Source organism: Pseudonocardia sp. (assembly GCF_050250275.1).
GTDB lineage: Bacteria > Actinomycetota > Actinomycetes > Mycobacteriales > Pseudonocardiaceae > Pseudonocardia.
This window is the reverse complement of record NZ_JBFWOY010000018.1, coordinates 74,861-100,747: the sequence shown is the minus strand read 5'-3', so window position 1 is coordinate 100,747 and position 25,887 is coordinate 74,861. Positions and strand designations below refer to the sequence as shown.

Genomic DNA, 25,887 nt, shown 5'->3' with positions numbered 1-25,887 from the left:
GGCACGTCCGGCCCCACGGATCCCGCGCACGTCCGGAGGCTCGGATGAGGGCCGGCGCGGCGTCCCTCATCGCGGCGGTGCTCGACGCCGGCAGCTTCGTCACCTGGGACGCTCCCCCGCCCCCGGTGGCCGACGACGGCTACCGGGCCGCGCTCGACGCCGCGGCCCGGCGCAGCGGTGCCGACGAGTCGATAGTCACCGGCGAGGGCCGGATCGCCGGTCGCCCCGTCGCCGTCGTCTGCAGCGAGTACGAGTTCCTCGGCGGCTCGATCGGGGCGACGGCCGCGAACCGCATCGTCGCCGCGGTCGAACGGGCCACCGCGGCGCGGCTCCCGCTGCTGGCCTCCGCCGCGTCGGGCGGCACCCGGATGCAGGAGGGGACGCCCGCGTTCGTGCGGATGGCGCCCATCGTCGCCGCGGTCGCCGCGCACAAGGCCGCCGGCCTGCCCTACCTCGTCCACCTGCGGCACCCGACGACCGGGGGCGTGCTCGCCTCGTGGGGCTCGCTCGGCCACGTCACCGTCGCCGAGCCCGGCGCGCTCATCGGGTTCCTCGGCCCGTCGGTCTTCGAGGCGCTGCACGGCCGGCCGTTCCCGCCCGACGTCCAGACCGCCGAGGCGCTGCACGAGCACGGCCTCGTCGACGCGGTGCTGCCGACGTCGCTGCTGCGCGGGATCGCCGCGCGGGCCCTCGCCCTCCTCGCGCCGGAACCGGAACCCGACGCCACGGTGGTGCCGCCGCGCGCCGCGCCCGGCCCGGTGGCCGGGCGGCCCGCCTGGGAGTCGGTCCGCCGGACGCGGCGCCCCGACCGGCCCGGCCTGCACGCCGTCCTGCGCCACGCCGCCGACGCGCTGCCGCTCAGCGGGACCGGGGCCGGCGAGCGCGGCGAGGCGCTGGTCCTCGCGCTGGTCCGGTTCGGCGGCACCGCCTGCGTGCTCGCGGGCCACGACCGGACCGCGTCCCGGCCGCCGGCGCCCGCCGACCTGCGCACCGCGCGCCGCGGGATGCGCCTGGCCGCGGAGCTCGGGCTGCCGTTCGTCACCGTCATCGACACGACCGGCGCCGAGCTCAGCCCCGCCGCGGAGTGGGGTGGCCTCGCAGGCGAGATCGCCCGCTGCCTCTCCGACCTGCAGGAACTGCCCGCACCCACGCTGTCCGTGCTGCTCGGCCAAGGGACGGGGGGCGCCGCGATCGCGCTGCTCCCCGCCGATCGCGTCGTCGCCGCCCGGCACGCCTGGCTCGGCCCGCTGCCGCCCGAGGGTGCCGCGACGATCCGGTACGGCGACCCGGGCCGCGCACCCGAGATCACCGAGGCCCAGCACGTGCGGGCGGTCGACCTGGTCCGCGCGGGCGTCGTCGACCGCGTCCTCGACGAGATCCCCGACGCGGCCGACGAGCCCGACGCCTTCGCCCGCCGCGTCGCCGGCGTGATCGCCGAGGAGCTGCGGCACCTGCGCCACGGCGACGCCGCTGCGCGCCGCGCCGGGCGGGTGGCCAGGGGACACCGGCTCGCGGAGCTGCCCCCGGCCTGAGCCGGGACGTGCCCGACCGGGCCGGCTCTCAGCCGGCCCGGTCGGACAGCGTCGCGACGTGGTCGTCGAGGGTGCGGGCAGGGCGGCCGAGCAGCGCCTCCAGGACGAACGCCGGCCCGGTGAAGCCGAACTCGCGGTAGTAGCCGGACATGAGCGTCAGGCACCGCTCGGCGTAGCCCGGGTCCGCCGTCGCGGCGGGCGGGACGTCGACGGCGCGCACCGCCCGTCCGAGCCGGTGCGCCAGTCCGGCAGCGATGTCGCCGGCGTCGAGGGCCTGCGGCCCGCACAGCTCGAACGTGCCGCCGTCGAGCCCGTCGGTGGTGAGCAGGACGGTCGCCGCCTCGGCGACGTCGCGGAGATCCACATAGGACAGCCGGCTGCTGAGCCCCCACGGGCTGGCGTACCGGCCCGTCCCGCGGACCGCGCCGACCTGCCGGTCGACGTTGTCGAGGTAGGCGCAGGGCTGCAGCGTGCGGTGGTCGATGCCGAGGGTGTCGAGGTACTCCTCCACCCGCAGCTTCTGCCGGTGGTGGGGCATCCGCTCGAGCTGGGGCCGCAGCACCGAGTGGTAGACGAGCCGGTGCACGCCGGCGTCCCGGGCCTGCCGGGCGAGCGCGGTCGCCCCGGCGTACTCGGCGGCGTCGAAGTTCGGCCAGATCAGGTGGACGGCGGTGCAGCCGCGCAGGGCGGCGGCCGTCGCGGCGGCGTCGCGCAACGAGCCGACGACGACCTGCGCGCCGAGCGCGGACAGCTCCGCCGCCGCCCGCGGGCCGTGCACGAACGCCCGGACGGCGAGCCCGCGGCGGCGCAGCGCCGCGGTCACCGCCAGCCCGGTCATCCCCCCGGCGGCGGTCACCAGGATCATCGGCCCGTCACACCCGGGCCTCGCGCAGCAGGTCGTGGATCGCGCTCGGGCTCAACGGGACGTGCCGCACGGGTGGCGTGCCCAGCGGGCTCAGCGCGTCCTCGACCGCCGACGCGATCACCTGGCCGACCGGGATCGTCCCCGCCTCGCCGACGCCCTTGACCCCCAGCGGGTTCAACGGCGACGGCGTCTCCATGTGGATCATCTCGATGTGCGGGACCTCGGTGGCGTAGGGCACCAGGAAGTCCATGAAGCTGGCGTTGCGCAGCACCCCGTTCTCGTCGTACTCCAGCTTCTCGTAGAACGCGCCGCCCATCCCCTGCGCGACCCCGCCCGCGACCTGGCCCTCGACGATCATCGGGTTGATCATGTTGCCGCAGTCGTGCACGCACACGTACCGCTTGACGTCGATGTCGCACGTCACCGGGTCGACCTCGACGAGCGCGGCGTGCACGCCGTAGGCCCAGGTCGCGTGCGGCGGCGAGTAGTACTCGGAGACCTCGATGCCCGGGCGTTCGCCCTCGGGCAGCGGGGTGCCGGTGTTGCGCCGGGTCGGCGCGAACTGCGTGGCCGTCTGCGCGGCCTTGTTGAACGCGTAGCGCAGCGGGTTGCTCATGGTCGCGACCTCGGCGAGCGTGACACCGCGCGAGGACGTCCCGCGGACGAACGCGCGGCCGTCGGCCAGCTCGATGTCGTCGGGGTCGGCCTCCAGCATGTTGGCGGCGGCCTGCGCGATCCGGGTCCGCGCGCTCACGGCCGCGACGTGCACGGCGTTGCCGCTCACGACGGCCGCCCGGCTGGCGAACGTCGCGACACCCCAGTCGAAGACGCCCGTGTCGCCCTCGACGACGATCACGTCCTCGGGCTTCACCCCGATCTGGTCGGCGACGATCTGCGCCCACGCGGTCTCGTGGCCCTGTCCCTGCGCGGTGAGCCCGGTGTTGACGTAGGCCTTGCCGGTGATCGGGTGCAGCCGGATCTTCGCGCCCTCGTACGGTCCGAGACCGGTCCCCTCGACGTAGAACGACAGGCCCAGGCCGAGCATCCGCCCCTCGGCGCGGGCCTGCTCCTGCTCGGCGCGGATAGCGTCGAGGTCGAGGGCCTCCTCCAGCGCGGCCAGCGCGTCGTCGTAGCGCCCGCTGTCGAGGGTGACGGGCAGGCCGTCGGCGAACAGCAGGTCGGCGCGGGTGTAGGGGAACTCGTCGGGCGAGATGAAGTTGCGCCGCCGGATCTCGAACCGGTCGATGCCGAGCTCGGCCGCCAGCTGGTCCATCGCGCGTTCCATGGCGAAGTTCGCCTGTGGACGCCCGCACCCGCGGTAGGGCGTCACCGGGACCGTCGGGGTGTAGACGCAGTCGAACGTCACGTGGATCGCCGGAATGCGGTACGGACCGGCGATCTGGGTGGACGCCACCTGGGCGACGGCGATCCCGTACGGGATGAACGAGCCCGTGTCGTGCAGGAACGTGTCGCGCAGGCCCAGCACGACGCCGTCGCTGGTCGCGGCGAGCTCGATGTCGTGGATCTGGGTCCGCTCGTGGGTCATGTGGACGAAGTTCTCGGCGCGGTCCTCGACCCACTTCACCGGTCGCCGCAGGTCCATGGACGCGAACGGCACGACGATCTCGTTGCTGTACGGGAAGAGGATCTTGGGGCCGAACCCGCCGCCGACGTCGGGGGCGATGACCCGCACCTTGTCCTCGTCGAGGTCGAACAGGCTCGACAGGGCGCCGCGCAGGCCGATCGGGGCCTGCGTGCCGTCCCACACAGTGAGCTCACCGGAGACCGCGTCCCAGCGCGCCGCCGTGCTCAGGCACTCCATCGGCGCCGCGGTGCTGCGGTCGACGCGCACCTGGATGCGGGTGACGTGGTCGGCGGCCGCGAACGCGGCGTCGGGGTCGCCGCTGACCTGCACGAGGTGCGCCGCGATGTTGTTCGGGACGTCCTCGTGCACCAGCGGTGCGCCGTCGAGCGCGGCCTTGGCGGGGTCGACCTCGACCGGCAGGATGTCGTAGTCGATCTCGATCAGCCGCGCGGCGTCCTCGGCGATGTAGCGGTCGTCGGCGACGACGAACGCGATCGCCTGGCCGACGTGGTAGACGTCCTCGTGCGCGAGCGGGTACTGGGTGCGCGGGTGGCCGATGCACGGGTGCGGGATCAACAGCGGCATCGTGACGTCGAGCTCGCCGAGGTCGGCGTGGGTGTAGACGCGGTGCACGCCGGGCAGGGCCTGCGCGGCGGTGGTGTCGAGGTGGGTGATGCGGCCGCGGGCCACGGCACTGCGTGCGAAGGCGCCGTGCAGGACGCCGTCGAGGGGCAGGTCGTCGACGAACCGGCCGCGGCCGGTGAGCAGGCGCGCGTCCTCGTTGCGCTGGACGCGGGCGCCGAACTGGCGGGTGGCCATCTGCTATCCCCTCGACGCGATCTCGGCGGCGGCCTGGCGGGTGGCGGCCACGATGCCCATGTAGCCCGTGCAGCGGCACAGGTTGCCGGCGAGCTGGGCCCGCAGGCCGTCGTCGGTCTCGGCCGGCTCCTCGTTCTCGACGAGGTGGGTCACGGCCATCAGGAAGCCGGGCGTGCAGAAGCCGCACTGCAGGCCGTGGCACTCGCGGAACGCGCGCTGCACCGGGTGCAGGGTGCCGTCGGGCTCGGCGAGGCCCTCGACCGTGCGGACCTCCATGCCGTCGACCTGCACGGCCATCGTGAGGCACGAGCGTGCCGGCACCCCGTCGAGGTGGACGGTGCACGCGCCGCACACGCCGTGCTCGCAACCGACGTGGGTGCCGGTCAGGCCGAGGTCGCCACGCAGGAAGTCCGACAGCAGCAGCCGCGGCGACACCGCGGCCTCGACCTTCTCCCCGTTGACCGTCAGCGTGATCGCGATCCGGTCGTCGGGGCCGTAGCGGGTGTCGCCGTCGACCGGCTCGGCGTCGAGGTGGTCGTTGCTCATCGGGGTCCTCCCGTCCGCGCGGCCGCCCGTGTCAGGACGTCGGTCACCAGCCCGCCGAGCAGGTGGCGCCGGTACTCGGCGCTGGCCGCGGTGTCGTCGGCCGTGGTCACGGCCTCGCGGGCGAGCTCGCCGGCCGCCCGGAACGCCTCCGCGCCGGGTTCGAGCCCGCGCAGCGACTCCTCGGCCGCCCGCAGCCGCACCGGGGTGGTGGCCACGCCGCACGCGGCGAGCCGGGCCCGCTCGATGCGGCCGTCGTCGTCGAGCAGCAGTGTGGCGCCGGCACCGGCGACGGCGAAGTCGCCGTGCCGGCGGGCGAACTCGCGGAACGCCCAGCCCTCTCCCCGCGCCAGCGCCGGGAAGGCGACCTCGACCAGGAGCTCATCGGGCTCGAGCGCGGTGGTGAAGACGAACTCGAAGAACCCGGCAGCGGGCACGGTCCGCTCGCCCGCCGTGGAGCGGGCGGTGAGCTCGCCGTCGAGCAGCACCAGCAGGCACGGCAGCTCCGACGCCGGGTCGGCGTGCGCGACGCTCCCGCCGACCGTCCCGCGGTTGCGGATCACCGGGTGGGCGATGTTCTCCATCGTCTCGCGGATCAGCGGGTTGAGGGCATGCACCGCGTCGTCGAGCTCGAGCGCCCGCTGCCGGGTCATCGCGCCGACGCGGATCATCCGGTCGCGGGTGTCGATCGTCGCCAGCTCGGTGACACGTCGCAGGTCGATGACCACGTCGGGGTTCGCGAGGCGGAAGTTCAGGGTGGGGACGAGGCTCTGCCCGCCGGCGAGGACGACCGAGTCCTCGCACTCCGCCCGCACCCGCAGCGCGCCCGCCAGCGTGTCCGGCGCGACGTACTCGTAGCAGGGTGGCTTCATCGCCGACCTCTTTCCAGTGTCGTACCGCCCGTCCGGGACACAGCCGCCCGGCCGCGGCGCGTCGCGGGGGTCACAGCGCGAGCTTCGAGGCGAACTGTGGATACCTGATCGGGTGCTGGGCCAGCATCGCGTCCTTGTTCTCGGCCGTCATGATGTCCTGGAACACGGTGTTCTGGAACTGCGGCGAGCCGCCCTCGAGGGCCGTCCGCACGAGTCTCGCGGCGATGAGCCCGGTCTCGGCCGCCGAGTAGAAGCGGGACGCGCGCAGGAATGGCGTGCCCAGCCACGTGAGCATCTCCTCGTCGGCGTCGCTGGTCACGTGGGTGATGTCGGTGACGTTGTTCTGCTTCAGGTAGGCCGCGATGCCGTCGCTCATCGCGGACGCGTAGGAGACGACGATCTTCGCGTCGGGGTGGGCCTGCAGCCCGCGCTCGACGACACCCACGGCGGTGTTGCGGTCGAACATGCCCTGCTCGCGCACCACGACTTCGAACCCGCTGCCCGAGAGCGCGCCGTCGAGCCCCTCGTCGAGGCGCTCGGAGAAACCCTGACCGACGACGCCCTGTACGACGATGATCTTTCCCGGCTTCGCGTTGGCCTTGAGCCACTCCCCGACCAGCGTGCCGCCCTTGACCGAGTCGAGGTAGGCGACGCCGCTGACGTAGGGGTCGAGCGGGCCCGGGCCCGCCCACAGCGCCATGCCGACCGGGACGTCGGAGCTCTTCGCCTCGCGGACGCCGTTGAGGGTGGTCTCGATCGTGTTCGGGAGGATGACGACGCCCGCGGCCCCCTGCGAGAGCAGGCTCTCGATGTTGCGCAGCTCGGTGGGCCCGTCGAAGTTCGCCTGCACGACCTTGATCTGGTAGTTGCCGCCGTCGAGGCCCATCGCGACGCCCTCGGCGACGTACTTCGTGTAGTCGACGATGCCGTTGAGCGACAGGCCGATCGTCGTGGCGGCGCCGCCGGAGCCGGAACCGGTCGCGGCACCGGCACCGGCGCCGCCGCCGGAACCGCACGCGGCGGTCGCGAGTGCGATGCCGCCGAGGGCACCGAGGCCGCCGAGCAGCGAGCGGCGGGAGAGCAGAACGGGGTCCTTGGCCATGATGGTCTCCTTCGGGGGAGGGCGGGCTGCGGACGTGCGGGAGGTCAGCCGGTCCGGCGGGCGGCCCGGATGCGACGGATCTCCGACGTCGCCGTGACCGCGACGGCGCCGATGAGGATCGCGCCGAGCACCAGCTGGTTGTAGGTGTCGGGAACGTCGAGGAACGACAGGGAGTCGGTGACCATCGCGACGACGAGCACACCGAGCACACCGCCGACGATGCTGCCGCGCCCACCGGCGAGCGATGCGCCGCCGAGCACCGCGGCGGCGACGACGGTGAGCTCGAGGCCGACGCCGCCGCGCGGGTCGCCCGCGCCGACGCGGCCGGCGAACATGACGCCGGCGAGCCCGGCGAGCATCCCGTTGATCGAGTAGAGGGCCATCTTGATCCGGGCCGTCGGCACGCCGGCGAGGAACGCGGCCTCCTCGTTGGCGCCGACGGCGTAGACGTTGCGGCCGAACCGCGTGAAGTGCAGCAGCAGTGCGCCGAGCACGATCACGAGTGCCCACACGATCACCGCCACGCGCACGCCGAGCACCTCGGCGCGTACCCAGGTCATCCCGCTCGGCATCGGGATGGGGGTGCTGGCCGCGAGCGTGAGCGCCAGGGACGCGAAGACCGCGAGCCCGCCGAGGGTGAGGATGAACGGTGGGACCTTGAGGTAGGCGACGATCAGCCCCCAGCAGAGCCCGATGAGCGCGCCGGCGACGAGGCAGACGAGCACCACGACGACCGGCGGCAGGCCGTGGAGCACGAAGCTCGCCGTCACGACCCCGCCGAGGGAGACGAGGCTGCCGACGGACAGGTCGAGCTGCCCGCCGACCAGCAGGAGCGTCTGCCCGACGACGAGGACCCCGAGCACGGCGTTGGCCGCGAGGAGGCGGCCGACGTTGGCGCCGCTGAGGAACGCGGGGTTGTACACGGTCGTCACGACGCCGAGCGCGACGACGATCAGGACCAGCGGTGCGTAGACCCGCAGGTGGTCGCGCATCAGCGGGGAGAGGCCGCGGCGCTGCTGCGGCGGGGTGGCCGCGGCGACCTCCGGCGGCACGTCGGTGGTGGTCATGGTCAGCTCCTGGCTCCGAGGGCGAACAGTGCCTGTTCGGTCGCGTCGGCGCCGGGGATCTCGCCCGCCACGACACCGTCCCGCATGACGATCACCCGGTCGGCGACGCAGCGGATCTCCTGGTACTCGGTGGACAGCACGACGACCGCGGCTCCGGCACGGGTGAGCGCACGCAGCTGCCGGTAGATCTCCGCCTTGCTGGGGATGTCGATCCCGACGGTCGGTTCGTCGAGCACCAGGACGCGGGCGTCGACGCGCAGCCAGCGGTCGATGAGCACCTTCTGCTGGTTGCCGCCGCTGAGCCCGCGCACGGGTAGCCGGACATCGGTGGCCTTGAGGTTCAGGGCGCGGCCGCCGCGGCGGCACCGGTCCCCCGCCCTGACGGCCGAGTACCAGCTCATCGGGTGGGCCGCGTCCCCGGCGAGCTCGCTGTTCTCGTGGATCGGGCGGTCGAGCAGCAGGCCGTCGCGCTTGCGGTCGGCGGGGATCAGCGCGACACCGCGCATCGCGGCCCGTCGCCGGGTCGAACCGGGTCGCCCCATCAGTTCGACGGACCCGGCGGTCGGTCGTGCGGCACCGCTGAGGATCCGCCCGAGCTCGGCCGCCCCGGAACCGACCGGACCGTTGATCACCACCGTCTCGCCGAACCGGACGTCGAGATCGACGCCCTTGAGCCGGCGACCGAAGTGCACGTCGCGCAGGCGGGCGGCGACCTCGCCGGTGCCGGTGGCACCGCCGTGGATGTCCTCGCGGCGCAAGGAGACCTCGGACCCGAACATCTGCGCGACGAGACCCTCGGTCGAGATGTCCGCGACGAGACCGCCCCCGACCCGGCGGCCGTCGCGCAGCACGGTGTAGTCGTCGGCGAGCGCGATGACCTCGGAGAGGTGGTGGCTGATGTACACGACGCCGACGCCGTGCTCGCGGACCCGGCGGACCACCTCGAACAGCTGCTCGATCTCGTCCGGGTGCAGCGAGGCGGTGGGTTCGTCCATGATCAGGCAGCGGGCGTCGAAGGTGACCGCGCGGGCGAGCTCGAGCAGCTGGCGCTGGGCGACGGAGAGCGTCGCGACGGGCGCGCGCACGTCGAGCTCGACACCGACCCGCTGCAGCCGACGCCGCGCCTCACGCTCCACGAGCCACTGGCCGGACAGCCCGAACCGGTTGCGCGGCGCCTCGCCCAGCACGACGTTGTCGGCGACCGAGCGGGTCAGCGCGACCTGCCGCTCCTGGTGCAGGACGCGGATGTGCAGGTCGCGGGCATCGCGCGGGGTCAGGTGCACCGCCCGGCCGTCGACGCGGACCTCCCCGGAGTCGGGCTGGAGCACCCCGGACGCGATCTTGATGAGGGTGGACTTGCCTGCGCCGTTCTCACCGACGAGGGCGTGCACCCGTCCCGGCTGGAACGTGACGGACACGTCGGTCAGAGCCCGTGCCCCCGGGAACGACCTACTGACGTTCTGGAGCTCGATCATGACACCTCGTATTCGGTGAGCGGATACCATAACCGCTCAACGGTCAGCGGTGAGTGTCTTGGGCCACGTGGGCCCTGTCAAGAGCGATGCGGGGTCACCCGCACAGGTGACCGACGGGTGCTGCGCGAACGCGTGCCACGGCCGCCGTCCACGCCGGAGCTGCGGAGCGCGCGACCGCCAGGGCGGCCTCGTGGCGAGGCCGCGGCCGGGTCAGGAGGTGCGTCCGCCGTCGTAGGTGGCCCAGTGCATCGGCTGCCACCCGGTGCCGAGCGAGATCGTCCGCGCGACGCGCTGCACGCTCTGCAGCGCCGCCGCCTCCGCCGGGCCGTCGTCGAACTCGGTGCGCGCCATCACCAGGCACACGCACGCCACGACCTCGCCGACCGAGTTGTGGACCGGCGCGGACAGTGACCCGGTGAACGACTGCACGTCGCCGACCGTGCGTGCGTAGCCCTGCCGCCGGATCACCTCGAGCTTGGCCCGGATGGACTCCGGGTCGGTGTCGGTCTCCGGCGTCAGCCGGGCGAGCGGGCCGGCCAGGTACTCGTCGATCTCCGCGGGCGGGAGCTCGGCGAGCAGGACCAGCCCCTTGCTGCCGCAGTGCATGGGGAAGTGGTGGCCGTAGGTCGTGCGGGTGATCGTCTCCCCGGACATCGCGTCGCGCGCGTAGAGGGTGACGACGAGGTTCCCGCTGCGCTCGGCGAGCTGGTAGACCCCCGACGGCGTCTCCTCGGCGGCCTCCCGGAACAGCGGGATGGCCAGCTCCAGCAGCGGGTGCCCGACGAGGTACGTCGAGCCCAGCAGCCAGGTGCGGCGCCCCATCCGGAACACGCCCGCGCTGTCGCGTGTGATGAACTCCGCGCTCTCCAGCTGCGCGAGGGTGCGGTGCAGCGTCGCCCACGACATCTGCAGCGCCTCGGCGGCGTCGGTGGCCCGCATCGGGCGCTCGGCGAGCAGCTCCAGCACGCGCAGGGCGCGCATCACGCCCTGCAGCGTCGCCTTGGGGCGCTCCTCGGCCTCGGGCCGAACCCGCCCCGGGGGGCCGTCCACCTCCGACGACACCACTCCACCCCCTCAGTCGCGCACGACGGTACCGGACCCGCACGACCTCGCCCGGTCCGCCGCCCCGACCACCCGGCCACCCGGGCCGGCCCCGTGCGCGGGACCGGCCCGTGCCCGCTCGCCGCACCGCGCGGCCCTCAGCCGCTCGCCGCCGGCGGGTCGACGACCGCCCGCACGTCGTCGGGGTCCCCCCAGCCCTCGGGCCGGACCACGCCGCCACCGGCCTTGACGGCCTCGAAGTAGGCGCCGCGGTCGAACATCGGCACCGCTCCCCGACCGGCCCGCAGCGCGTCGCGCAGCTCCGACGTCGCGACCTCGTCGATCTCGACCTTGCCCTGCACCCGCGTGACGACCACGCCGTACTCCTCGCGGGCCGCCTCCTCGGTGACGAGCCCGACGGCCACGTCGTACCGGACGCGCTCGGGGTCGCGGCGCAGCGGGTCGCCCCAGCCGCCACCACCCGTCGTCCACACCGTCACGAGGTCGTCGGGAGAGATCCGGACGCCGTCGATCATGCCGGGCAGGCTCTCGGTGCTGCCGTCGGCGCGGGCCACCTCGATGCCGTACGGCCAGCCGGCCTTCCCGCCGTTCACGCCGTAGGTCGCGAGCTCGGACCGGTCGGCGTTGGACAGCAACGTCGACGACCGCAACGACCGGATCTTCTTCTGGTAGCCGAACCCGCCGCGGAACTCCCCCGCACCGGCGGAGTCCGACCGCAGCTCCAGGCTCTCCACCAGCACCGGGTAGCGCTGCTCGGAGAACTCCGCGGGCAGGTTGCGCGAGTTCGGCACGATGTGCACGACGTCGCTGCCGTCGGCCCACGGCCGGCCCGGCCCGCCCCCGCCGAGCACCTCGCGGAACAGCGAGAGCCTCCCCTCGGCGTCGCGGCTGTGCAGGCCCCAGATCCGGATCGTCTCGTGGTCGGCAGGCATCTGCCCACCCGTGGCCTTGGCCAGCGCGCCCGCGAAGATGCCGAGGGCGCGGATCAGGATGAAGAACCGCAGGCCCGTCGGCCGCCCGAAGTGCGGGGTGACGAGGGTGCCCTTCGGCGGGAACACCACGTCGATGACGTCGAGGATGCCCTCGTTGATGTCGATCTCGGCGGCGCGCTCGGGCGAGTCGGCCAGGCACCGCAGCACCGGCCCCATCCACTTGCGGACGAACCGGCCCTCGCAGTAGTCGATCGCCCAGTTGATCGGGCCCTCGGCCTCGGGGTCGGTGCCGGTGAAGTCCAGCAGGATCCGGTCCGCGGTCTTGGTCATCGTCAGCCGCATCGCGTAGAGCTTGCGGGTGAACCCGTCGCACTCGACGTAGTCCTCGAAGGTGTAGACGCCGTCGGCGATCTTGGGCAGCAGCTCGTCGCGGACGGTGCGCGCACAGTTCTCGATGATCGCGTCGAACCCGCCCTCGAGCACGTCGACGCCGTAGCGGTCGGCCAGCTCGGTCATCCGCCGCGCCCCGAGCCGGCAGGCGCCGATCTCGGAGTCGATGTCGCCGCGCAGGTGCTCGGGCAGCCGGGAGTTGCGTTCGAGGATGCGGAACGCGGTGTCGTTGAGGACGCCGCGGTCGTAGAGCTTGATCGGCGGGACGACCAGACCCTCGCCCCACTGGTCCTGGACCTGCACCGGCAGGCTGCCCGGGACACAGCCGCCGACATCGTCGTGGTGCCCGAAAACCTGCGCGAAGCCCAGCAGCCGCTCGTCGTCGAGGAAGATCGGCACCGTCGTGCAGAGGTCCGGGACGTGCCCGCACGACCCGGCGCTGTTGTAGGGGTCGTTCCAGAAGAAGACGTCGCCCGGGTGGATGTCGTCGCCGAAGAACTCGAACACCGGCTCGATCAGCGACCCGTAGGAGCGCCCGGTGAGCTTGCGCCCGCGCGCGTCGTAGAGACCGACCCGGTAGTCGTGCTGGTCGCGGATCATCGGCGACCGCGCGGCGCGTTCGACGGCCGCCTCGATCTCCACCTCGGCGGAGCGGATCGTGCCGGTGATGACCTCGAGCTCGATGGGGCCCAGTGCCGTGGTTGCCATGCTCAGCCCTTCGTGAGGATCAGGTTGGCGGCGGGGTCGCAGGTGAGCTGCCACCCCGGTGGGACGACGACGGTCGCGCCGTACTCCTCGACGACGCCCGGCCCGACGACCGTGGCGCCCGGCGCGAGGGTGGAGCGGTCGTGCACGGGGCAGGAGCGCCAGCCCTGGCCCGGCCAGTAGATGTCGCGCACGGCCGGGGCGGGCGGGGCACCCGCCGCCTCGTGACGGGACCGGTGCGGGGGCCGGTGCAGCCTGCCCACGGCCTGCACCCGCAGGTTGACGACCTCGACGTCCTGCGTGCCGTCGTAGGAGAAGCCGTAGATCCGGTGGTGCTCGGCGTGGAACGCCGCGACGGTCGCGTCGAGCGCCTCGCGCCCGGTGAGACCCACGGGAACCGACACCGCCACCTCGTAGCCCTCCCCCACGTACCGGGCGTCGGCGCCGCGGACCACCTCGACGTCGTCGTCCCCGACGCCCTCGTTGCGCAGCTCCGCCGCGCCGGCCTGCTCCAGCTCCCGCCAGATCACGTCGAGGTCGGCCGCCACGCGGGGTTCGAGCGGGCTGACGTAGGTGCGGACGAGGTCGCGCTTGATGTCGGTGACCTGCAGCCCGAAGGCCGACAGGTTGCCCGGGTAGGGCGGCACGAGCACCCGCGTCATCCCGAGGAAGTCCGCGACCTGGGCCGCCAGCAACGGACCCGCACCGCCGAAGGCGACCAGCGTGTACGCCGCCGGGTCGCGACCCTTGCTCGTCGAGACCTGGCGGATCCCGGCGACCTGCCCGGCGGCGGCGACCTCCAGGACACCCGCCGCGGCCTCGTCGGCGTCGAGCCCGAACCGCCGGCCGAACTCCTCGAACGCCGCCCGTGCCGAGTCCCGGTCGAGGACCAGCTCGCCGCCGACGAGGCTCGCGGGGAACCGGTTCAGCACGGTCGCCGCGTCGGTGACGGTCGGCTCGGTGCCGCCGCGTCCGTAGGCGATGGGGCCCGGTACTGCACCGGCGCTGCGCGGTCCCACCTTCAGGCTCTGGTTCGGCCCGACCCACGCCAGCGACCCACCTCCCGTACCGACCGTCGCGATGTCGATCATCGGGATCTTGACCGGGTAGCTCTCGATGATCGACTCGCTGGTCAGCCGGATCGTCAGGTCCTCGATGAGGGCCACGTCGGTCGAGGTGCCGCCGACGTCGAGGGTGATGATGTCGGTGATCCCGGCCGCGCGGGCCGCCTCGATCGCGCCGAGGACGCCGCCCGCGGGCCCCGACAGCAGCATGTTGACCGGCCGCTCGCCCGCCGCCTTCGCGGTCACGACGCCGCCGTTGGACTGCATGATCAGGAACGGACGCGGACCCGCCCGGCGCGTGAGCTCCGCCTCGGCGTTGCCCAGGTAGGTCCGGCAGTACGGCTTCACCATGACGTCGAGCAGCGTCGTCATGGCCCGCTCGTACTCGCGGTACTCGGGGAGCACGACGCTCGACAGCGAGACGAACAGCTCGGGGAACCGCGCCGCGAGCAGCTCACCGATGCGGCGCTCGTGGTCGGGGTTGGCGTAGGAGTGCAGGAGGCAGACCGCCAGCCTGTTCACGCCCTCGGCGACGAGCTCCTCCGCGGCCGCGACGACCGCCTCCTCGTCGAGCTCACGGGCGACGGCGCCGTCGTAGAGGATGCGCTCGGGCACCTCGCGCACCAGGTGCAGGGGGACCAGCCGCGGCGGCTTGACCCAGAAGAACGAGTTGCCGTAGCCGTCGGGGACCGATTGGCGGGCGATCTCGATCAGGTGCCGGAACCCCTGCGTCACCAGCAGTCCGATGCCGTCGAACTCGTGCTCGAGGACGGCGTTCGTGGCGGTCGTGGAGCCGTGGACGAGCAGGCTGACGTCGTCGAACCCGCGCCCCGCGAGGCCCAGGACCTTCTCGACGCCGGTGACGAGCGCCCGGCTGGGGTCCTCCCGATCGCTGGCGGTCTTGACCGCGTACAGGTCGCCACTGGCGGAGTCCACCGCGATGACGTCGGTGAACGTGCCGCCGGTGTCGACGGACACACGCAGGCTTCCCGGCATGGGCCTCTCTCCCTTCGATCGGACCACGCTTGACACGTATCCGTTAGGCGGACACGATATCCGCTGTCCGGGGACAGTAGGACTTCGCCGAACACGGTGTCAATCACCCGCGAACCCGTCCGCCACCCGGTCCCGCCGCAGTCACCGCCCTCCCGACGTCCGGGACAGAGGAGTGCTCCGTGCAGCTCGACCAGCAGTTCACGATCCCGGTCGACGTCGAGACGACGTGGGCCGGCCTGCTCGACATCACCCGCGTCGCCGCGGCGTTCCCCGGCGCGACCCTCCCCGACCACACCGACGACTCCTTCACCGGAACCGTCAAGGTCAAGCTCGGCCCCGTCGGTCTCACCTACCGCGGCACGGCCAGGTTCACCGAGGTCGACGCGACCACGCACCGCATCGCGATCGCCGCGTCGGGGGCCGACCTCAAGGGCAACGGCAACGCCACCGCCGACGTCCACGCCACCCTGACCCCGGGCCCCCACGGCTCCACGGTCTGCGACCTGCGGACCACCCTCGAGATCACCGGCACGGCCGCGCAGTTCGGGCGCGGGCTCGTCGTCGACATCGGGAACAGGGTCCTGTCCCAGTTCGCCCGCAACCTCGAGAAGAGCTTCCTCGAACCTGCACCGCCACCGGCCGCACCCCGGCCCGACGCCGTCCCGGTCCTCGCCGCCGCGCCCGCCGCTCCCGCGGACGCCGACCAGCTCGACGCCCTCGGTCTCCTGTGGGGCAGCCCCCTCGGCCGTCGCGGCCTGCTCGGCACCGCCGCGCTCCTGCTGACCGTCCTCGCGTTCGTCGCGGGCCGGCGCACGGCCGGCACCCGATGAGCCGCGACGACGCCGGCCCCCTCGACGGACTCGTCGTCGTCGACCTCAGCCGCGCGCTCGCCGGCCCGCACGCCGCGATGCTGCTCGGCGACCTCGGCGCGCGCGTGGTCAAGGTCGAGAACCCCGATGGTGGGGACGACTCCCGCGGCTGGGGCCCCCCGTTCGTCGGCGACGGCGAGTCCACCTACTTCATGTCGTGCAACCGGAACAAGGAGTCGATCGCCCTCGACCTCAAGGCCGCCGACGACCTCGACCTCCTCGCCCGGCTCGTCGCCCGCGCCGACGTCGTCGTCGAGAACTTCCGGCCCGGGACGATGGACCGGCTCGGGCTCGGCAACGACCGCCTCCTCGCGCTCAACCCTCGCCTGGTCGTCCTCTCCATCAGCGGCTTCGGCCACGACGGCCCCGAGGCCGGACGCGCGGGCTACGACCAGATCGCCCAGGGCGAGGCCGGCCTCATGTCACTGACCGGGCCCTCCCCCGACGAACCGCAACGCGTCGGGGTGCCCATCAGCGACCTGCTCGCCGGCCTTTACGGCATCACCGGCGTCCTCGCTGCGCTGGCCGAACGCGAACGCACCGGTCGCGGCCAGGTCGTCCGCACCTCACTGCTCGCCGCCACCGTCGGCGTCCACGCCTTCCACGGCACCGGCTGGACCGTCGCGGGCGAGATCGGCAGGGCCCGCGGCAACCACCATCCGTCGATCACCCCGTACGGGATGTTCCGCTGCCTCGGCGGCCACGTGCAGCTCTCCTGCGGGTCGGAAGGGCTGTGGCGACGGCTGTGCGCCGAGTTCGGCCTCGACCCCGCGGCGCCGCGCCGGGCCGACAACGCCACCCGCACCCGCAACCGGGAGGAGGTCGTCAGCCTCCTCGAGGCCACGTTCGCCGACATCCCCGCGGACGTGCTCCTCAAGCGGCTGCTCGCCGCCGGTATCCCGGCGGGGCGGATCCGCACTGTCGCCGAGGTGTACGAGTGGGAGCAGACCCGCTCGCAGGGGCTGCTCACCGAGGTCGCGCACCCGACGCTGGGAACGGTCACCGTGCCGGGGCCCGCGCTGCGCTTCTTCGACCCGCAGCCCGGGGGCGGCGAGCGGGAGACGACGCCGGCCGTCCGGTCGGCGGCGCCCTCGCTCGGCGCGGACGAGCACGCGATCCGCGCGTGGGTGGGCTGACACCCGCGCCGGTGACCGTCGGGGGACGGCCGTCAGCACACCTGCTGGCGCTGCCGTCCCAGACCGTCGATCTCCATCTCGACGACGTCGCCGCGGACGAGGTAGGGGAAGCGGCCCGACAGCGCCACCCCCTCGGGGGTGCCGGTCAGCACGAGGTCGCCGGGTTCGAGCACCAGCCGATGCGACAGCTCCCGAACCAGGGTCGCCACGTCGAAGACCATGTCCTTCGTCGACGAGTCCTGCCTCGGCTCGCCGTTCACCCAGGATCGCAGTCGCAGTGCCTGCGGCTCGACCTCGGCGGCCGGGACGAGGTCCGGGCCGACCGGACAGAACGTCGGGAAGGTCTTGCCCGTGGACCACTGACCGCCGGAGAGGTCGAACTGGTACGCCCGCTCGGACACGTCGTTCGCGACGGCGTAGCCGGCGACGCGGGACAGCGCGTCCTCGGCGTCGACACACTTCTCGGCCCGCGAGCCGATGACGACGGCCAGCTCGACCTCCCAGTCCCCGCGGGTCGAGCCCGGCGGCAGCACGACGTCGTCGTCGGGGCCGACGAGGGTGTTGGGGTGCTTGAGGAACAGGATCGGGTGCGCGGGGACCGGGCTGCCGGACTCGGCCGCGTGGGCGGCGTAGTTCTGCCCGATGCAGAGGATCGCCTGCGGTCGCGCGATCGGTGACCCGACCCGCAGGCCGGTGGGGTCGACGACGGGGAGCCGTCCCGCGCGGGCCTGCTCCGTCGCCAGGGCGAGCCCGTCCGCGGCGAGAAACGCACCGTCGATGTCCGCGGTCAGCGGCGTGAGGTCGAAGACGGTGCCGTCGATCTCGACGACGGGCCGTTCGGCCCCTGCCGGGCCGAGCCTGCGGAACGCCGTCACGACGGGATCCCGACGACGGCCTCGATCTCGACCAGCAGCTCGGGCAGGACGAGCGCCGAGACCTGGACCAGCGTCGACGCGGGCTTGGCGGCGCCGAAGAACTCCTTGCGCACCTCGTTGACGGCCTGCCGGTCGTCGATGTCGGTCAGGTAGACGGTCACCTTGAGCACATCGGCGAACGACGCTCCGACCAGTCCGAACGCCCTGCCCAGCAGCTCGTGGACGTATCTGGCCTGCACCGTGACGTCCCCCTCGCCGACGACCTCGCCCTCCGGCGAGAGAGCGACCATCCCCGAGACGTGGAGCAGGTCGCCGAAGCGGACGGCGTCGGTGTAGTGCGAGACGGCGGGCGGCCCGCCGGTGACGACGAGTTCCTCACGAACGGTCATGTGGGTCCTCCGGGGTTGCGTTGGTGGCGTTCGAGGTGGTCGGCGACGCCGGACAGCGCCGCGGGACCGGAGAGGTCGAGGTGGTCGTCGACGTGCGGCAGCGCCGCGCGCAGCCCGCGGACCTGCGGCTCGAAGCCGGTGGCGGCGGCGTGCGGGTCGCACCAGACGACCCGGCCGACCCGCTCGCGCAGCCGACGCAGCTGCGCCGCGAGGAGGTCGGGCTCGCCGACGTCCCAGCCGTCGGACAGGACGAACACGACCGTCCGTGGGGTGAGCTCCGGCTCGACGGCGTCGACGAAGGCGCGCACGCAGTGACCGATCCGGGTGCCGCCGGAGAGTGCGCCCGCCCGGGCCGTCAGGCGCCGGACCGCGATGTCCGGCGGGTGCCGCCGCAGCTCCGCCCCGACCAGGGTGAGCTCGACGTGGAACACCCCCGCCTCGACGAGCCGTGCGTGCCGGGCCAGCGCGTGGGTGACGGCGAGGAACAGGCCGGTCGTCGGGGCCATCGACGAGCTGACGTCGCAGAGCACCGCGACCTCGGCCCGGCCGGGCCGTGGGCGGCTGTGCACGAGCTCGACCAGCTCCCCCGAGCGCAGGCCGTGGCGCAGACTGGCGCGCAGGTCGAGGAGCTCCCCGGTCGGGGCGGACCGTCGCCGCCGGCCGGGCGATCGGGCGAGGGCCCGGACGATGCGCCGGACCTCGGTGTCGATCTCCTCGGCGTCGATCGGCGTGACGGGGGTGGGCTCGCCGCGGCCGCGGCTCGCGGTCGGCCTGGGGGTCCGTTCGTCTCCCCGCCGGTGGCCGTCGTCGCCTGCGTCGCCCCGCTCGGGCGGGCCGCCGCCCCCGCCCGCGGGGGCCGCCGTGTCCCCGGCCGTGGTGTCGGCCGTGGGGGTCGCGACGTCGTCGCCGCGGCTCCAGAACACCGGGAAGACCAGGTCGAACAGTCGTGTGGAGGGCCGGTCGGACACGAGAGTGGTGCGCATCGCCGCCTGGACGTCCGCCCGGCGGTCCAGCGCGATCTCGCCGAGCGCGCGGACGGCCCGGGCGGGCGCCCCTCCGGGGACGGCCACCCCGCACGAGCGCAGCAGCTCCGCGAAGACCACGACGTCGTCGGCGATCCGGCCGGTCCGCCGACGACGGGCGTCGCGGGCGCGGGCGAGGACGTCGTGCCGGGCGCCGCCGCGCCGGGCGGGCCGCGACACGTCGGCGCCGGTCACCGCGCGCCCACCGCCCGCACCAGCCGCGCGCCGTCGCCCGCGCGGAACCGTGCGAGGTCCGTGGCGTCCTTGACCAGGCAGCCGGCCGTGTCGTGCGCGGTGTCGGCGTCGAGGCCGACGTCCAGCGCGGTCAGCGCGCGGACCCAGTCGACGGTCTCGGACACGCCCGGCGCCTTCCGGTAGCCGCCGTCGCGGACCTGCGCGACCAGCGCGCACGCGCGCCGGACCAGCTCCTCGGGCGCCCCGGGTACGCGGGCCGCCACGATCTGCACCTCCCGGTCGATCGCCGGGTAGGGCAGCCAGTGGTAGAGGCAGCGTCGGCGCAGCGCGTCCGACAGCGCGCGGGTGCGGTTGGCGGTCAGCACGACGCGTGGCCGGCGCGCCGCGACGATCGTGCCGAGCTCGGGGACGGTTACCTGGAACTGACCGAGCACCTCCAGCAGCAGGGCCTCGAACTCCTGGTCGGCCCGGTCGACCTCGTCGACGAGCAGGACGACGGGGCGGTCGTCCTGCGGGTCGATCGCCTCCAGCAGGGGCCTGCGCAGCAGGAACTCCGGTGCGAAGACCTCCGAGCGCAGCTCGTCGCCGACCGGTCCGCGTGCCTCGGCCATGCGGATGGCGAGGAGCTGGCGGGCGTAGTCCCACTCGTAGAGGGCGTGGTGGGCGGCGAGGCCCTCGTAGCACTGGAGCCGGACCAGCCGCGCGCCCGTCGCGACCGCGAGTGCCTCGGCCACCGCCGTCTTGCCGACACCCGGCTCACCCTCGAGCAGCACCGGGAGCTCCAGGACCTCCGCGAGGTGCAGGGCGAGCGCGAGCTCGCGGTCGGCGACGTACCCGGTGCCCGCGAGCGCCGTGACCAGCCCGGCGACGGCGTCGCCGGGCTCAGCCACCGTCGGTGGCGGCCGGCGCGGTGCCCTCCGCCACCGGGTCGCCCCGCATCTCGGCCGCGGCCTCCATCGCTGCGTCGACGATGTGCTGGTAGCCGGTGCAGCGGCAGAGGTTGCCCGCGATCGCCCGGCGGACGTCGGCGCGGGTCGGCGCCGGGTTCTCCTCCAGGTAGTCCTTGAGCACCATCACCATTCCCGGCGTGCAGAACCCGCACTGCACGGCGTGGCACCGGTGGAACGCCGCCTGCACCGGGTGCAGGTCGTCGGGTGTCCCGCGGACGGCCTCGAGCGGCCGGTACATCCCGGCAAGGCTCTGCGTCGTGATGTGGTCGACGGGGGCCAGCCGTTGCGGGGCCAGCCCCTCGATGGTCGTGACCTCGGCGCCGTCGACCTGGACGGCGAGGACGTTGCAGGACTTGACGACGTCCCCGTCGACCTCGACCGCGCAGCACCCGCAGCGGGCCTCCAGACAGCCGTTGTGGGTGCCGGTCAGGCCGGCGACGTCGCGGACGAACTCCAGCAACAGGGTTCGTTCGTCGATCTCGGCACCGACGTCGCGACCGTTGACAGTGAGGCGGACCTTCTGCATCAGGCACTCCCTTGCCGGGCTCGGTCGACGGCTCGCCGGACGAGGGTCCGGACCAGCTCACGCCGGTACCGGGTGGGTTCGTCCGCCGCGTCGGGCAGGACGGTCTCCGCCGCGACGTCACCGGCGGCCCGACCGGCGGAGGCGGCGTCGACGACGAGGACGGTGGGGGTCGCGGACACCCCGGCGACGGTGACCCGGATCGCGACCGGCGACCCGTCGGGGCCGTGGCGCAGTGCACAGGTGGCCGAGACGATCGCGGCGTCGAACACACGGTGGCGGAACTTCTCGAAGACCACGGCGTCCCACGTCGGCAGCGGCGGCAGCACGACGGCGGTGAGGATCTCGTCCTGCCCGATGGTGGTGAGCCCGTTGCCGCGCAGGAACTCGGCCGCCGGCACGGTCCGGTCGCCCGCGGGCCCGCTGATCCGCAGGACGGCGTCGACGCCGACGGCGAACGCGGGCACGTCGAAGCGGGGGTCCGCGGCGCACAGTGCGCCGCCGATGGTTCCCCGGTTGCGGACGGGGCGGTCGGCGAGGTCACCCGCGACGTCGGACAGCACGCCGTGCCACCCGGGCAGCGCGGCCCGGGTCAGCGCGGCATAGGTCGTGGCCGCGCCGACGACGAGCGCACCGTCCGGGTCGGCCGTGACCCCGGCGAGCCCGGTGATGGCGCCGAGCGAGACGAGGTGCGACGGCCCGACGGTGCGCTCCTTCATGGCGAGCAGCAGGCTCTGGCCGCCCGCGATCACACGCGCTCCGGGGCCGTGTTCGCGCAGCAGGGCGACGGCCTCCTGCGTGGTGTCGGGGGCGAGCCAGGTGAACGGCCGCATCAGTCGTCGTCCTCCCAGTCGAAGTCGAAGTCCAGGTCGGCGCCTGCCGAGACCGGGGACGGCCAGTCGTCGTGACGGCGGGGCCCGGTGAAGTCGGGCATGTCGTCGGGGTAGCGCAGCGTCTCGACACCCTGGCGTTCCTTCTCCCGCAACGCGACGAGCACGCGCTGCGGAGTGATCGGCAGGACGGTGAAGCGGATGCCGGTGGCGTCGAAGACGGCGTTGCCGATCGCGGCGGGGACAGGGCCGGTCCCGGACTCGCCCGCGCCCTTCTGTCCGCCCGGGATCATGGTGGAGGGGGCGGGGATCTCCATCGTCCTGGTCAGTTCGGGCACGTCGGGGGCGGTCACCGCGAGGTAGTCCTTGAACGAGGCGTTGAGCTGGCGGCCCTGGGCGTCGTAGACGTAGTCCTCCGACAGCGCCATCCCCAGCCCCATGGCGAAGCCGCCGTGGTGCTGGCCCTCGACGACGAGCGGGTTGATCACCGTTCCGGTGTCGTGGACCATCGCGTAGTCGACGACGGTGACGCGGCCCGTGTCCGGGTCGACACGGACGTGCGCGGCGTGGGCCGCTCCGGAGTAGGTGACGCTGAGGTTGCCGGACCCGTCGCTGCCCTCACGCTCCGTCGGGGTGTCGTAGGTCGCGACGGTCTCCAACGTCGGCTCGAAGCCGGGCGGGAGCTGGTGGGTGCGGTATGCGGCCGTCGCCGCGATGATCTCCAGGTAGATGCCGCTGTCGGGCAGGCCCTTGACGAAGACGCGGTCGTGGCCGGTGTCGAGGTCCTCGGGCCCGACCTCCAGGACGTGCGCCGCGATCGCGAGGATCTTGTCCCGCAACCGCTCGGTGGCGAGCCGGCAGGCCGTGCCCAGCACCGCCGCCCCGCGCGATGCGTAGGTGCCCAGCCCGAACGGGGCCGTCATGCTGTCCGGCGGGGCGAGGCTGACCTTCTCGATACCGACGCCGATCCCGTCCGCGACGATCTGCGCCAGCATGGTCGCGTGGCTCTGCCCGTGGCTGACGTCGCTGGAGTAGATCGTGACGGTGCCGTCGGTCTCGAGGCGAAGCCGCACGGCGGAGAGGTCGGTGTCCAGGGACGGGTGCCGGCAGCTGGTGTACTTCATCGACACCGCCAGGCCCTTGCCCTCGTACGGCGCACGGGGAGCCGACCAGTCGACGGCCTCGGCGCTCGCCTGCAGGCACCGCTTGATCGAGGTCGAGTCGATCACGTGTCCCATCGGCGTCCGGAAGGGGAACTCGTCGGGGTCGATCACGTTGCGCTCGCGCACGGCGAGCGGATCGAGGCCCAGCTCGCGGGCGGCCATGTCGACGAGCTGCTCCTTGGCCCAGATCGCCTGCGGGATCCCGAAGCCGCGCAGCGGGCCCCCCGGTGCGGTCGTGGTGTGCACGATGTCGGAGTCGACGTGGATGTTCGGGATCGGGTACGGCAGCATCCCGACGTTCGTGCCGATGTGCACGACCTGGTTGCCCCACACCGACATCGCCCCGGTGTTGTGCACGACGTAGTCCCGGTAGCCGGTGATCTCGCCGTCGGCGGCCATGGCCAGCTCTGCGTAGCGGACCTGGGCGTTACGGGTTGTGCCGGACCGGAAGATCTCGCCGCGGGAGAGCACGAGCTTGACCGGGCGGCCCAGGCGCATGGAGAAGAGCGAGGCGATCACCTCGTGCCCGAAGATCTGCGCCTTCGACCCGAACCCCGCGCCGACATCGGGCACCACGACCCGTACCTTCGTCCGCGGGATCTGCAGGACGTCGGCGAGCACGTCCCGGACCATGTAGATCGACTGGGTCGACGAGTACAGCGTGAGCACGCCCGTGAAGGAGTCGTAGTCGGCCACGCACCCGTGCGGGTCGAGGGCCGCACCGGCCTGCTTGTTGGTGGCGAACCGCTGCCGGACGACGACGGCCGCCCCGGCCTCGGCGGCACCGAAGTCGCCGATGCGCACCTTGTAGCGGTCGAAGACGTTTCCCTCGCCGAACTCGTAGACGATCTGCTCCTGGACGAGCGGCGCGTCCGGCGCCAGCGCCTCCTCCGGGTCGACGACCGCCGGCAGCTCGTCCAGGTCCACGCGCACGGCCTCGCAGCCGTCCCACGCCTGGTACTTCGTCTCGGCGACGACCGCGGCGAGCTCCTGGCCCTGGTAGAGGACCTTGTCCGTGGCGAACGGGAAGTGGTCGCCGACCAGGAGGTCCTGCATGAGGTCGCCCCACGGCTTGACCTTGCCGACGAGCTCGGCGCCGGCCAGGGCGTCGAGGACGCCGGGGACCTCCAGCGCCGGCGCGGTGTCGATCGAGCGGACCCGGGCATGGGCCACCTCGCTGCGGAGGATCCGCGCGTGCACCATCCCGGGCAGCCGCAGGTCGTCGACGAACCGCGCGGTGCCCGTGAGCAGAGCCAGGTCCTCCTTGCGCGGGACGGAGGTCCCGACCAGCCGCGGCGCCACGCCCGTGGGACGGGCCTGTGTCTCGGTCACGTCCTCCTCCTCACCACGTCAGGAAGGAGATCGCGGCGAGCAGGCGCCGTCGCTCGACCTCGTTGCCCCGGATCTTGATCCGCCCGGAGATGGACTCGATGGCCGACGTCGTCTCGTCGTAGTAGATGCGCTGCATGGTGTCGGCGAGCATCACGGTGAGGATGCGCGGCCGCTCCGGGAGCCCGATGTCGACCTTCTGGACGACGCCGTCGTCGATCAGGACCGTGAAGTCCTGCTTGAGGTCGGGCATCCGCACCACGAGCGGCCAGTTCCGCCACGACGAGACGGCCGCGACCGTGTCGGGGTTGGCGTTCCACTTCTTCGCGTAGTACTCGTCGAGCACGTCCCGCATGTAGTCCGCCGTGATGGTGTCCGGCCGCGGGAGGTACTGCGTGTCTGTGGGGTCCTCGCTCATCGTCATCTCCTCAGAGGGCGCCGACGGGCCGGTGCCGCGCCGCCTTGTTCAGCTGCCGGTCCACCCACGGAATCCTGGTCACCGTCTCCAGGACCTGGCTGCGCCGGTGCGCGAACCGGTCCGGCCACGCACTCGCCACCCGACCGTAGAGGTCGGTCCAGCGCTGGATGTGGTCGGTGAGCGGGCGCTCCCGGCGCTCCCAGCGGGCCAGCGCGGCCGCGGTGTCGGCGTCGCGTTCCAGGTACTCGGCCAGGGCCAGGCAGTTCTGGAACGTGAGGTTCGCCCCCTGCCCGAGGTTGGGCGGCTGGCCGTGGGCTGCGTCGCCGACGATCGCGGCGACGCCGCGCGACCACGCCCGGGGTGTCACCCGCATGGCGCGGTCCCAGCGGCCCGAGTCGTCGATCCGCTCGATGATCCCGCCCAGCGTCGGGAAGGAGGCGAGCCAGGACTCCTTGTCGACGGGTACGCGGCGGCCGTCCTCGTCGTCGACGGGACAGCACAGGCAGACGTAGTTCACGTCGTCGGTGCAGGGGTCGTAGAGCAGCCGGCGCGACCCGCTCCAGTACTCGGTGACCTCGGTGTCGGGGTCGTCGGGGCGGCGCGGGATGAGCAGCCGCGTGTAGCCCTCGTCGAGATAGTCGACCCGTCTGGTCAGCAGGAGCGCCTCGCGCAGCCGGGAGAACACCCCGTCGGCGGCGACGACGAGGTCGGCCTGCAGCGTCTTGCCGTCCTCGATCTCCAGCTCGCCGCGCGGGGTGATCCCGATGGCCGTGGACCGCAGCTCGACCTCGACGCCGAGCTCCCCGACGCGGGCGATCAGCGCGTCGTAGAGATCGGCCCGCGGCGGGAGGATCAGCCGGTCCTCGGTGCCGAAGGTCCGGCGCAGCAGCGGCCGGCCGTCCTGGTCGCGGGCGACCATGGTCTCGATCCGCTTCGCTCTGGCCGTGGCGGTCTGCTCGACGCCGAGCGCGGCGAGGGAGCGCAACCCGTTCTCCCACAGCCAGATCCCGGCGCCGAACATGCGCAGGTCGTCCGACCGTTCGTGGACGCGGACGCTCCATCCCTTCTGGGCGAGCGCGATCGCCAACGCGAGTCCGCCGAGGCCGGCGCCCGCGATCTCCGCGTGCCTGGTCGTGCTCATGCAGGGTCCTTCCGTGGTGCGGTGGGGCCGTGGGGTGG

22 protein-coding genes are annotated in these 25,887 nt (G+C 73.4%); 3 read left to right on the top strand and 19 right to left on the bottom strand.

Going from position 1 to position 25,887, the window contains the following annotated elements:
• Positions 1-44 precede the first annotated feature (44 nt).
• Positions 45-1,532, top strand: a complete 1,488-nt coding sequence (locus AB7F12_RS17595) for a carboxyl transferase domain-containing protein (RefSeq protein WP_428498681.1) — start codon at positions 45-47, stop codon at positions 1,530-1,532.
• Between the two features lie 28 nt (positions 1,533-1,560).
• Here the strand turns inward: AB7F12_RS17595 and AB7F12_RS17590 are convergent, their stop codons facing one another.
• The 10 genes from AB7F12_RS17590 to AB7F12_RS17545 form a co-directional block, all read right to left on the bottom strand.
• A complete protein-coding gene (locus AB7F12_RS17590; RefSeq protein ID WP_428498680.1) occupies positions 1,561-2,397 on the bottom strand; it encodes an SDR family oxidoreductase in 837 nt (278 codons plus the stop codon).
• Between the two features lie 7 nt (positions 2,398-2,404).
• Positions 2,405-4,801, bottom strand: coding sequence for an aerobic carbon-monoxide dehydrogenase large subunit (gene cutA, locus AB7F12_RS17585; protein WP_428498679.1), 2,397 nt, complete (start codon positions 4,799-4,801; stop codon positions 2,405-2,407).
• Positions 4,802-4,804: 3 nt separating this feature from the next.
• The gene (locus AB7F12_RS17580) at positions 4,805-5,347 is read right to left on the bottom strand and encodes a (2Fe-2S)-binding protein (protein ID WP_428498678.1); all 543 of its coding nucleotides are present in this window, start codon (positions 5,345-5,347) and stop codon (positions 4,805-4,807) included.
• Complete coding sequence (locus AB7F12_RS17575; protein WP_428498677.1) at positions 5,344-6,216, bottom strand: FAD binding domain-containing protein; 873 nt, start codon at positions 6,214-6,216, stop codon at positions 5,344-5,346. Before AB7F12_RS17575 ends, AB7F12_RS17580 begins: the two co-directional genes overlap by 4 nt.
• 70 nt (positions 6,217-6,286) lie before the next feature.
• Complete coding sequence (locus AB7F12_RS17570; RefSeq protein WP_428498676.1) at positions 6,287-7,318, bottom strand: sugar ABC transporter substrate-binding protein; 1,032 nt, start codon at positions 7,316-7,318, stop codon at positions 6,287-6,289.
• 44 nt (positions 7,319-7,362) lie between these two features.
• Positions 7,363-8,385: an ABC transporter permease gene (locus AB7F12_RS17565; protein WP_428498675.1), complete on the bottom strand. Its 1,023-nt coding sequence runs from the start codon at positions 8,383-8,385 to the stop codon at positions 7,363-7,365.
• 2 nt (positions 8,386-8,387) lie between these two features.
• On the bottom strand, positions 8,388-9,860 hold the full coding sequence (locus tag AB7F12_RS17560; protein WP_428498674.1) for a sugar ABC transporter ATP-binding protein: 1,473 nt from the start codon (positions 9,858-9,860) through the stop codon (positions 8,388-8,390).
• A gap of 210 nt (positions 9,861-10,070) precedes the next feature.
• Positions 10,071-10,910, bottom strand: a complete 840-nt coding sequence (locus AB7F12_RS17555) for an IclR family transcriptional regulator (protein WP_428498673.1) — start codon at positions 10,908-10,910, stop codon at positions 10,071-10,073.
• Between the two features lie 149 nt (positions 10,911-11,059).
• Complete coding sequence (locus tag AB7F12_RS17550) at positions 11,060-12,952, bottom strand: hydantoinase B/oxoprolinase family protein (RefSeq protein WP_428516647.1); 1,893 nt, start codon at positions 12,950-12,952, stop codon at positions 11,060-11,062.
• Between the two features lie 2 nt (positions 12,953-12,954).
• A complete protein-coding gene (locus tag AB7F12_RS17545; RefSeq protein ID WP_428501877.1) occupies positions 12,955-15,009 on the bottom strand; it encodes a hydantoinase/oxoprolinase family protein in 2,055 nt (684 codons plus the stop codon).
• Between the two features lie 179 nt (positions 15,010-15,188).
• Here AB7F12_RS17545 and AB7F12_RS17540 point away from each other — a divergent pair, with 179 nt between their 5' ends.
• On the top strand, positions 15,189-15,839 hold the full coding sequence (locus AB7F12_RS17540; protein ID WP_428501876.1) for an SRPBCC family protein: 651 nt from the start codon (positions 15,189-15,191) through the stop codon (positions 15,837-15,839).
• Entirely contained in the window at positions 15,836-17,014 is a 1,179-nt protein-coding gene (locus tag AB7F12_RS17535) for a CaiB/BaiF CoA transferase family protein (RefSeq protein WP_428501875.1), read from the top strand. The genes AB7F12_RS17540 and AB7F12_RS17535 overlap by 4 nt, the downstream gene beginning before the upstream one ends.
• 32 nt (positions 17,015-17,046) lie before the next feature.
• On the opposite strand, the gene AB7F12_RS17530 is transcribed toward AB7F12_RS17535, so the two are convergent.
• The 9 genes from AB7F12_RS17530 to AB7F12_RS17490 are packed head-to-tail and all read right to left on the bottom strand — an operon-like array spanning position 17,047 to position 25,849.
• A complete protein-coding gene (locus AB7F12_RS17530) occupies positions 17,047-17,889 on the bottom strand; it encodes a fumarylacetoacetate hydrolase family protein (protein WP_428501874.1) in 843 nt (280 codons plus the stop codon).
• Positions 17,886-18,278 carry a RidA family protein gene (locus AB7F12_RS17525; RefSeq protein WP_428501873.1) on the bottom strand — a complete coding sequence of 131 codons (393 nt, stop codon included), beginning with the start codon at positions 18,276-18,278 and terminating at the stop codon, positions 17,886-17,888. Before AB7F12_RS17525 ends, AB7F12_RS17530 begins: the two co-directional genes overlap by 4 nt.
• Entirely contained in the window at positions 18,275-19,495 is a 1,221-nt protein-coding gene (locus AB7F12_RS17520) for a vWA domain-containing protein (RefSeq protein ID WP_428501872.1), read from the bottom strand. The genes AB7F12_RS17525 and AB7F12_RS17520 overlap by 4 nt, the downstream gene beginning before the upstream one ends.
• Positions 19,492-20,385: an AAA family ATPase gene (locus AB7F12_RS17515; protein ID WP_428501871.1), complete on the bottom strand. Its 894-nt coding sequence runs from the start codon at positions 20,383-20,385 to the stop codon at positions 19,492-19,494. The genes AB7F12_RS17520 and AB7F12_RS17515 overlap by 4 nt, the downstream gene beginning before the upstream one ends.
• Positions 20,378-20,971 carry a (2Fe-2S)-binding protein gene (locus AB7F12_RS17510; RefSeq protein WP_428501870.1) on the bottom strand — a complete coding sequence of 198 codons (594 nt, stop codon included), beginning with the start codon at positions 20,969-20,971 and terminating at the stop codon, positions 20,378-20,380. Before AB7F12_RS17510 ends, AB7F12_RS17515 begins: the two co-directional genes overlap by 8 nt.
• The gene (locus AB7F12_RS17505) at positions 20,971-21,801 is read right to left on the bottom strand and encodes an FAD binding domain-containing protein (RefSeq protein ID WP_428501869.1); all 831 of its coding nucleotides are present in this window, start codon (positions 21,799-21,801) and stop codon (positions 20,971-20,973) included. Before AB7F12_RS17505 ends, AB7F12_RS17510 begins: the two co-directional genes overlap by 1 nt.
• The gene (locus tag AB7F12_RS17500) at positions 21,801-24,293 is read right to left on the bottom strand and encodes a xanthine dehydrogenase family protein molybdopterin-binding subunit (protein ID WP_428501868.1); all 2,493 of its coding nucleotides are present in this window, start codon (positions 24,291-24,293) and stop codon (positions 21,801-21,803) included. Before AB7F12_RS17500 ends, AB7F12_RS17505 begins: the two co-directional genes overlap by 1 nt.
• 10 nt (positions 24,294-24,303) lie before the next feature.
• Positions 24,304-24,708 carry a hypothetical protein gene (locus AB7F12_RS17495; protein WP_428501867.1) on the bottom strand — a complete coding sequence of 135 codons (405 nt, stop codon included), beginning with the start codon at positions 24,706-24,708 and terminating at the stop codon, positions 24,304-24,306.
• Between the two features lie 10 nt (positions 24,709-24,718).
• Entirely contained in the window at positions 24,719-25,849 is a 1,131-nt protein-coding gene (locus AB7F12_RS17490) for an FAD-dependent oxidoreductase (RefSeq protein ID WP_428501866.1), read from the bottom strand.
• Positions 25,850-25,887 lie beyond the last annotated feature (38 nt).

Bases quoted from the DNA above. Each gene is read 5' to 3' on its own strand.
- AB7F12_RS17510 (WP_428501870.1), bottom strand. From the start codon at position 20,971: ATGCAGAAGGTCCGCCTCACTGTCAACGGTCGCGACGTCGGTGCCGAG.
- AB7F12_RS17495 (WP_428501867.1), bottom strand. From the start codon at position 24,708: ATGAGCGAGGACCCCACAGACACGCAGTACCTCCCGCGGCCGGACACC.
- AB7F12_RS17490 (WP_428501866.1), bottom strand. From the start codon at position 25,849: ATGAGCACGACCAGGCACGCGGAGATCGCGGGCGCCGGCCTCGGCGGA.
- AB7F12_RS17595 (WP_428498681.1), top strand. From the start codon at position 45: ATGAGGGCCGGCGCGGCGTCCCTCATCGCGGCGGTGCTCGACGCCGGC.
- AB7F12_RS17565 (WP_428498675.1), bottom strand. From the start codon at position 8,385: ATGACCACCACCGACGTGCCGCCGGAGGTCGCCGCGGCCACCCCGCCG.
- AB7F12_RS17575 (WP_428498677.1), bottom strand. From the start codon at position 6,216: ATGAAGCCACCCTGCTACGAGTACGTCGCGCCGGACACGCTGGCGGGC.
- AB7F12_RS17560 (WP_428498674.1), bottom strand. From the start codon at position 9,860: ATGATCGAGCTCCAGAACGTCAGTAGGTCGTTCCCGGGGGCACGGGCT.
- AB7F12_RS17535 (WP_428501875.1), top strand. From the start codon at position 15,836: ATGAGCCGCGACGACGCCGGCCCCCTCGACGGACTCGTCGTCGTCGAC.
- AB7F12_RS17505 (WP_428501869.1), bottom strand. From the start codon at position 21,801: ATGCGGCCGTTCACCTGGCTCGCCCCCGACACCACGCAGGAGGCCGTC.
- cutA (WP_428498679.1), bottom strand. From the start codon at position 4,801: ATGGCCACCCGCCAGTTCGGCGCCCGCGTCCAGCGCAACGAGGACGCG.
- AB7F12_RS17590 (WP_428498680.1), bottom strand. From the start codon at position 2,397: ATGATCCTGGTGACCGCCGCCGGGGGGATGACCGGGCTGGCGGTGACC.
- AB7F12_RS17545 (WP_428501877.1), bottom strand. From the start codon at position 15,009: ATGCCGGGAAGCCTGCGTGTGTCCGTCGACACCGGCGGCACGTTCACC.
- AB7F12_RS17580 (WP_428498678.1), bottom strand. From the start codon at position 5,347: ATGAGCAACGACCACCTCGACGCCGAGCCGGTCGACGGCGACACCCGC.
- AB7F12_RS17570 (WP_428498676.1), bottom strand. From the start codon at position 7,318: ATGGCCAAGGACCCCGTTCTGCTCTCCCGCCGCTCGCTGCTCGGCGGC.
- AB7F12_RS17550 (WP_428516647.1), bottom strand. From the start codon at position 12,952: ATGGCAACCACGGCACTGGGCCCCATCGAGCTCGAGGTCATCACCGGC.
- AB7F12_RS17525 (WP_428501873.1), bottom strand. From the start codon at position 18,278: ATGACCGTTCGTGAGGAACTCGTCGTCACCGGCGGGCCGCCCGCCGTC.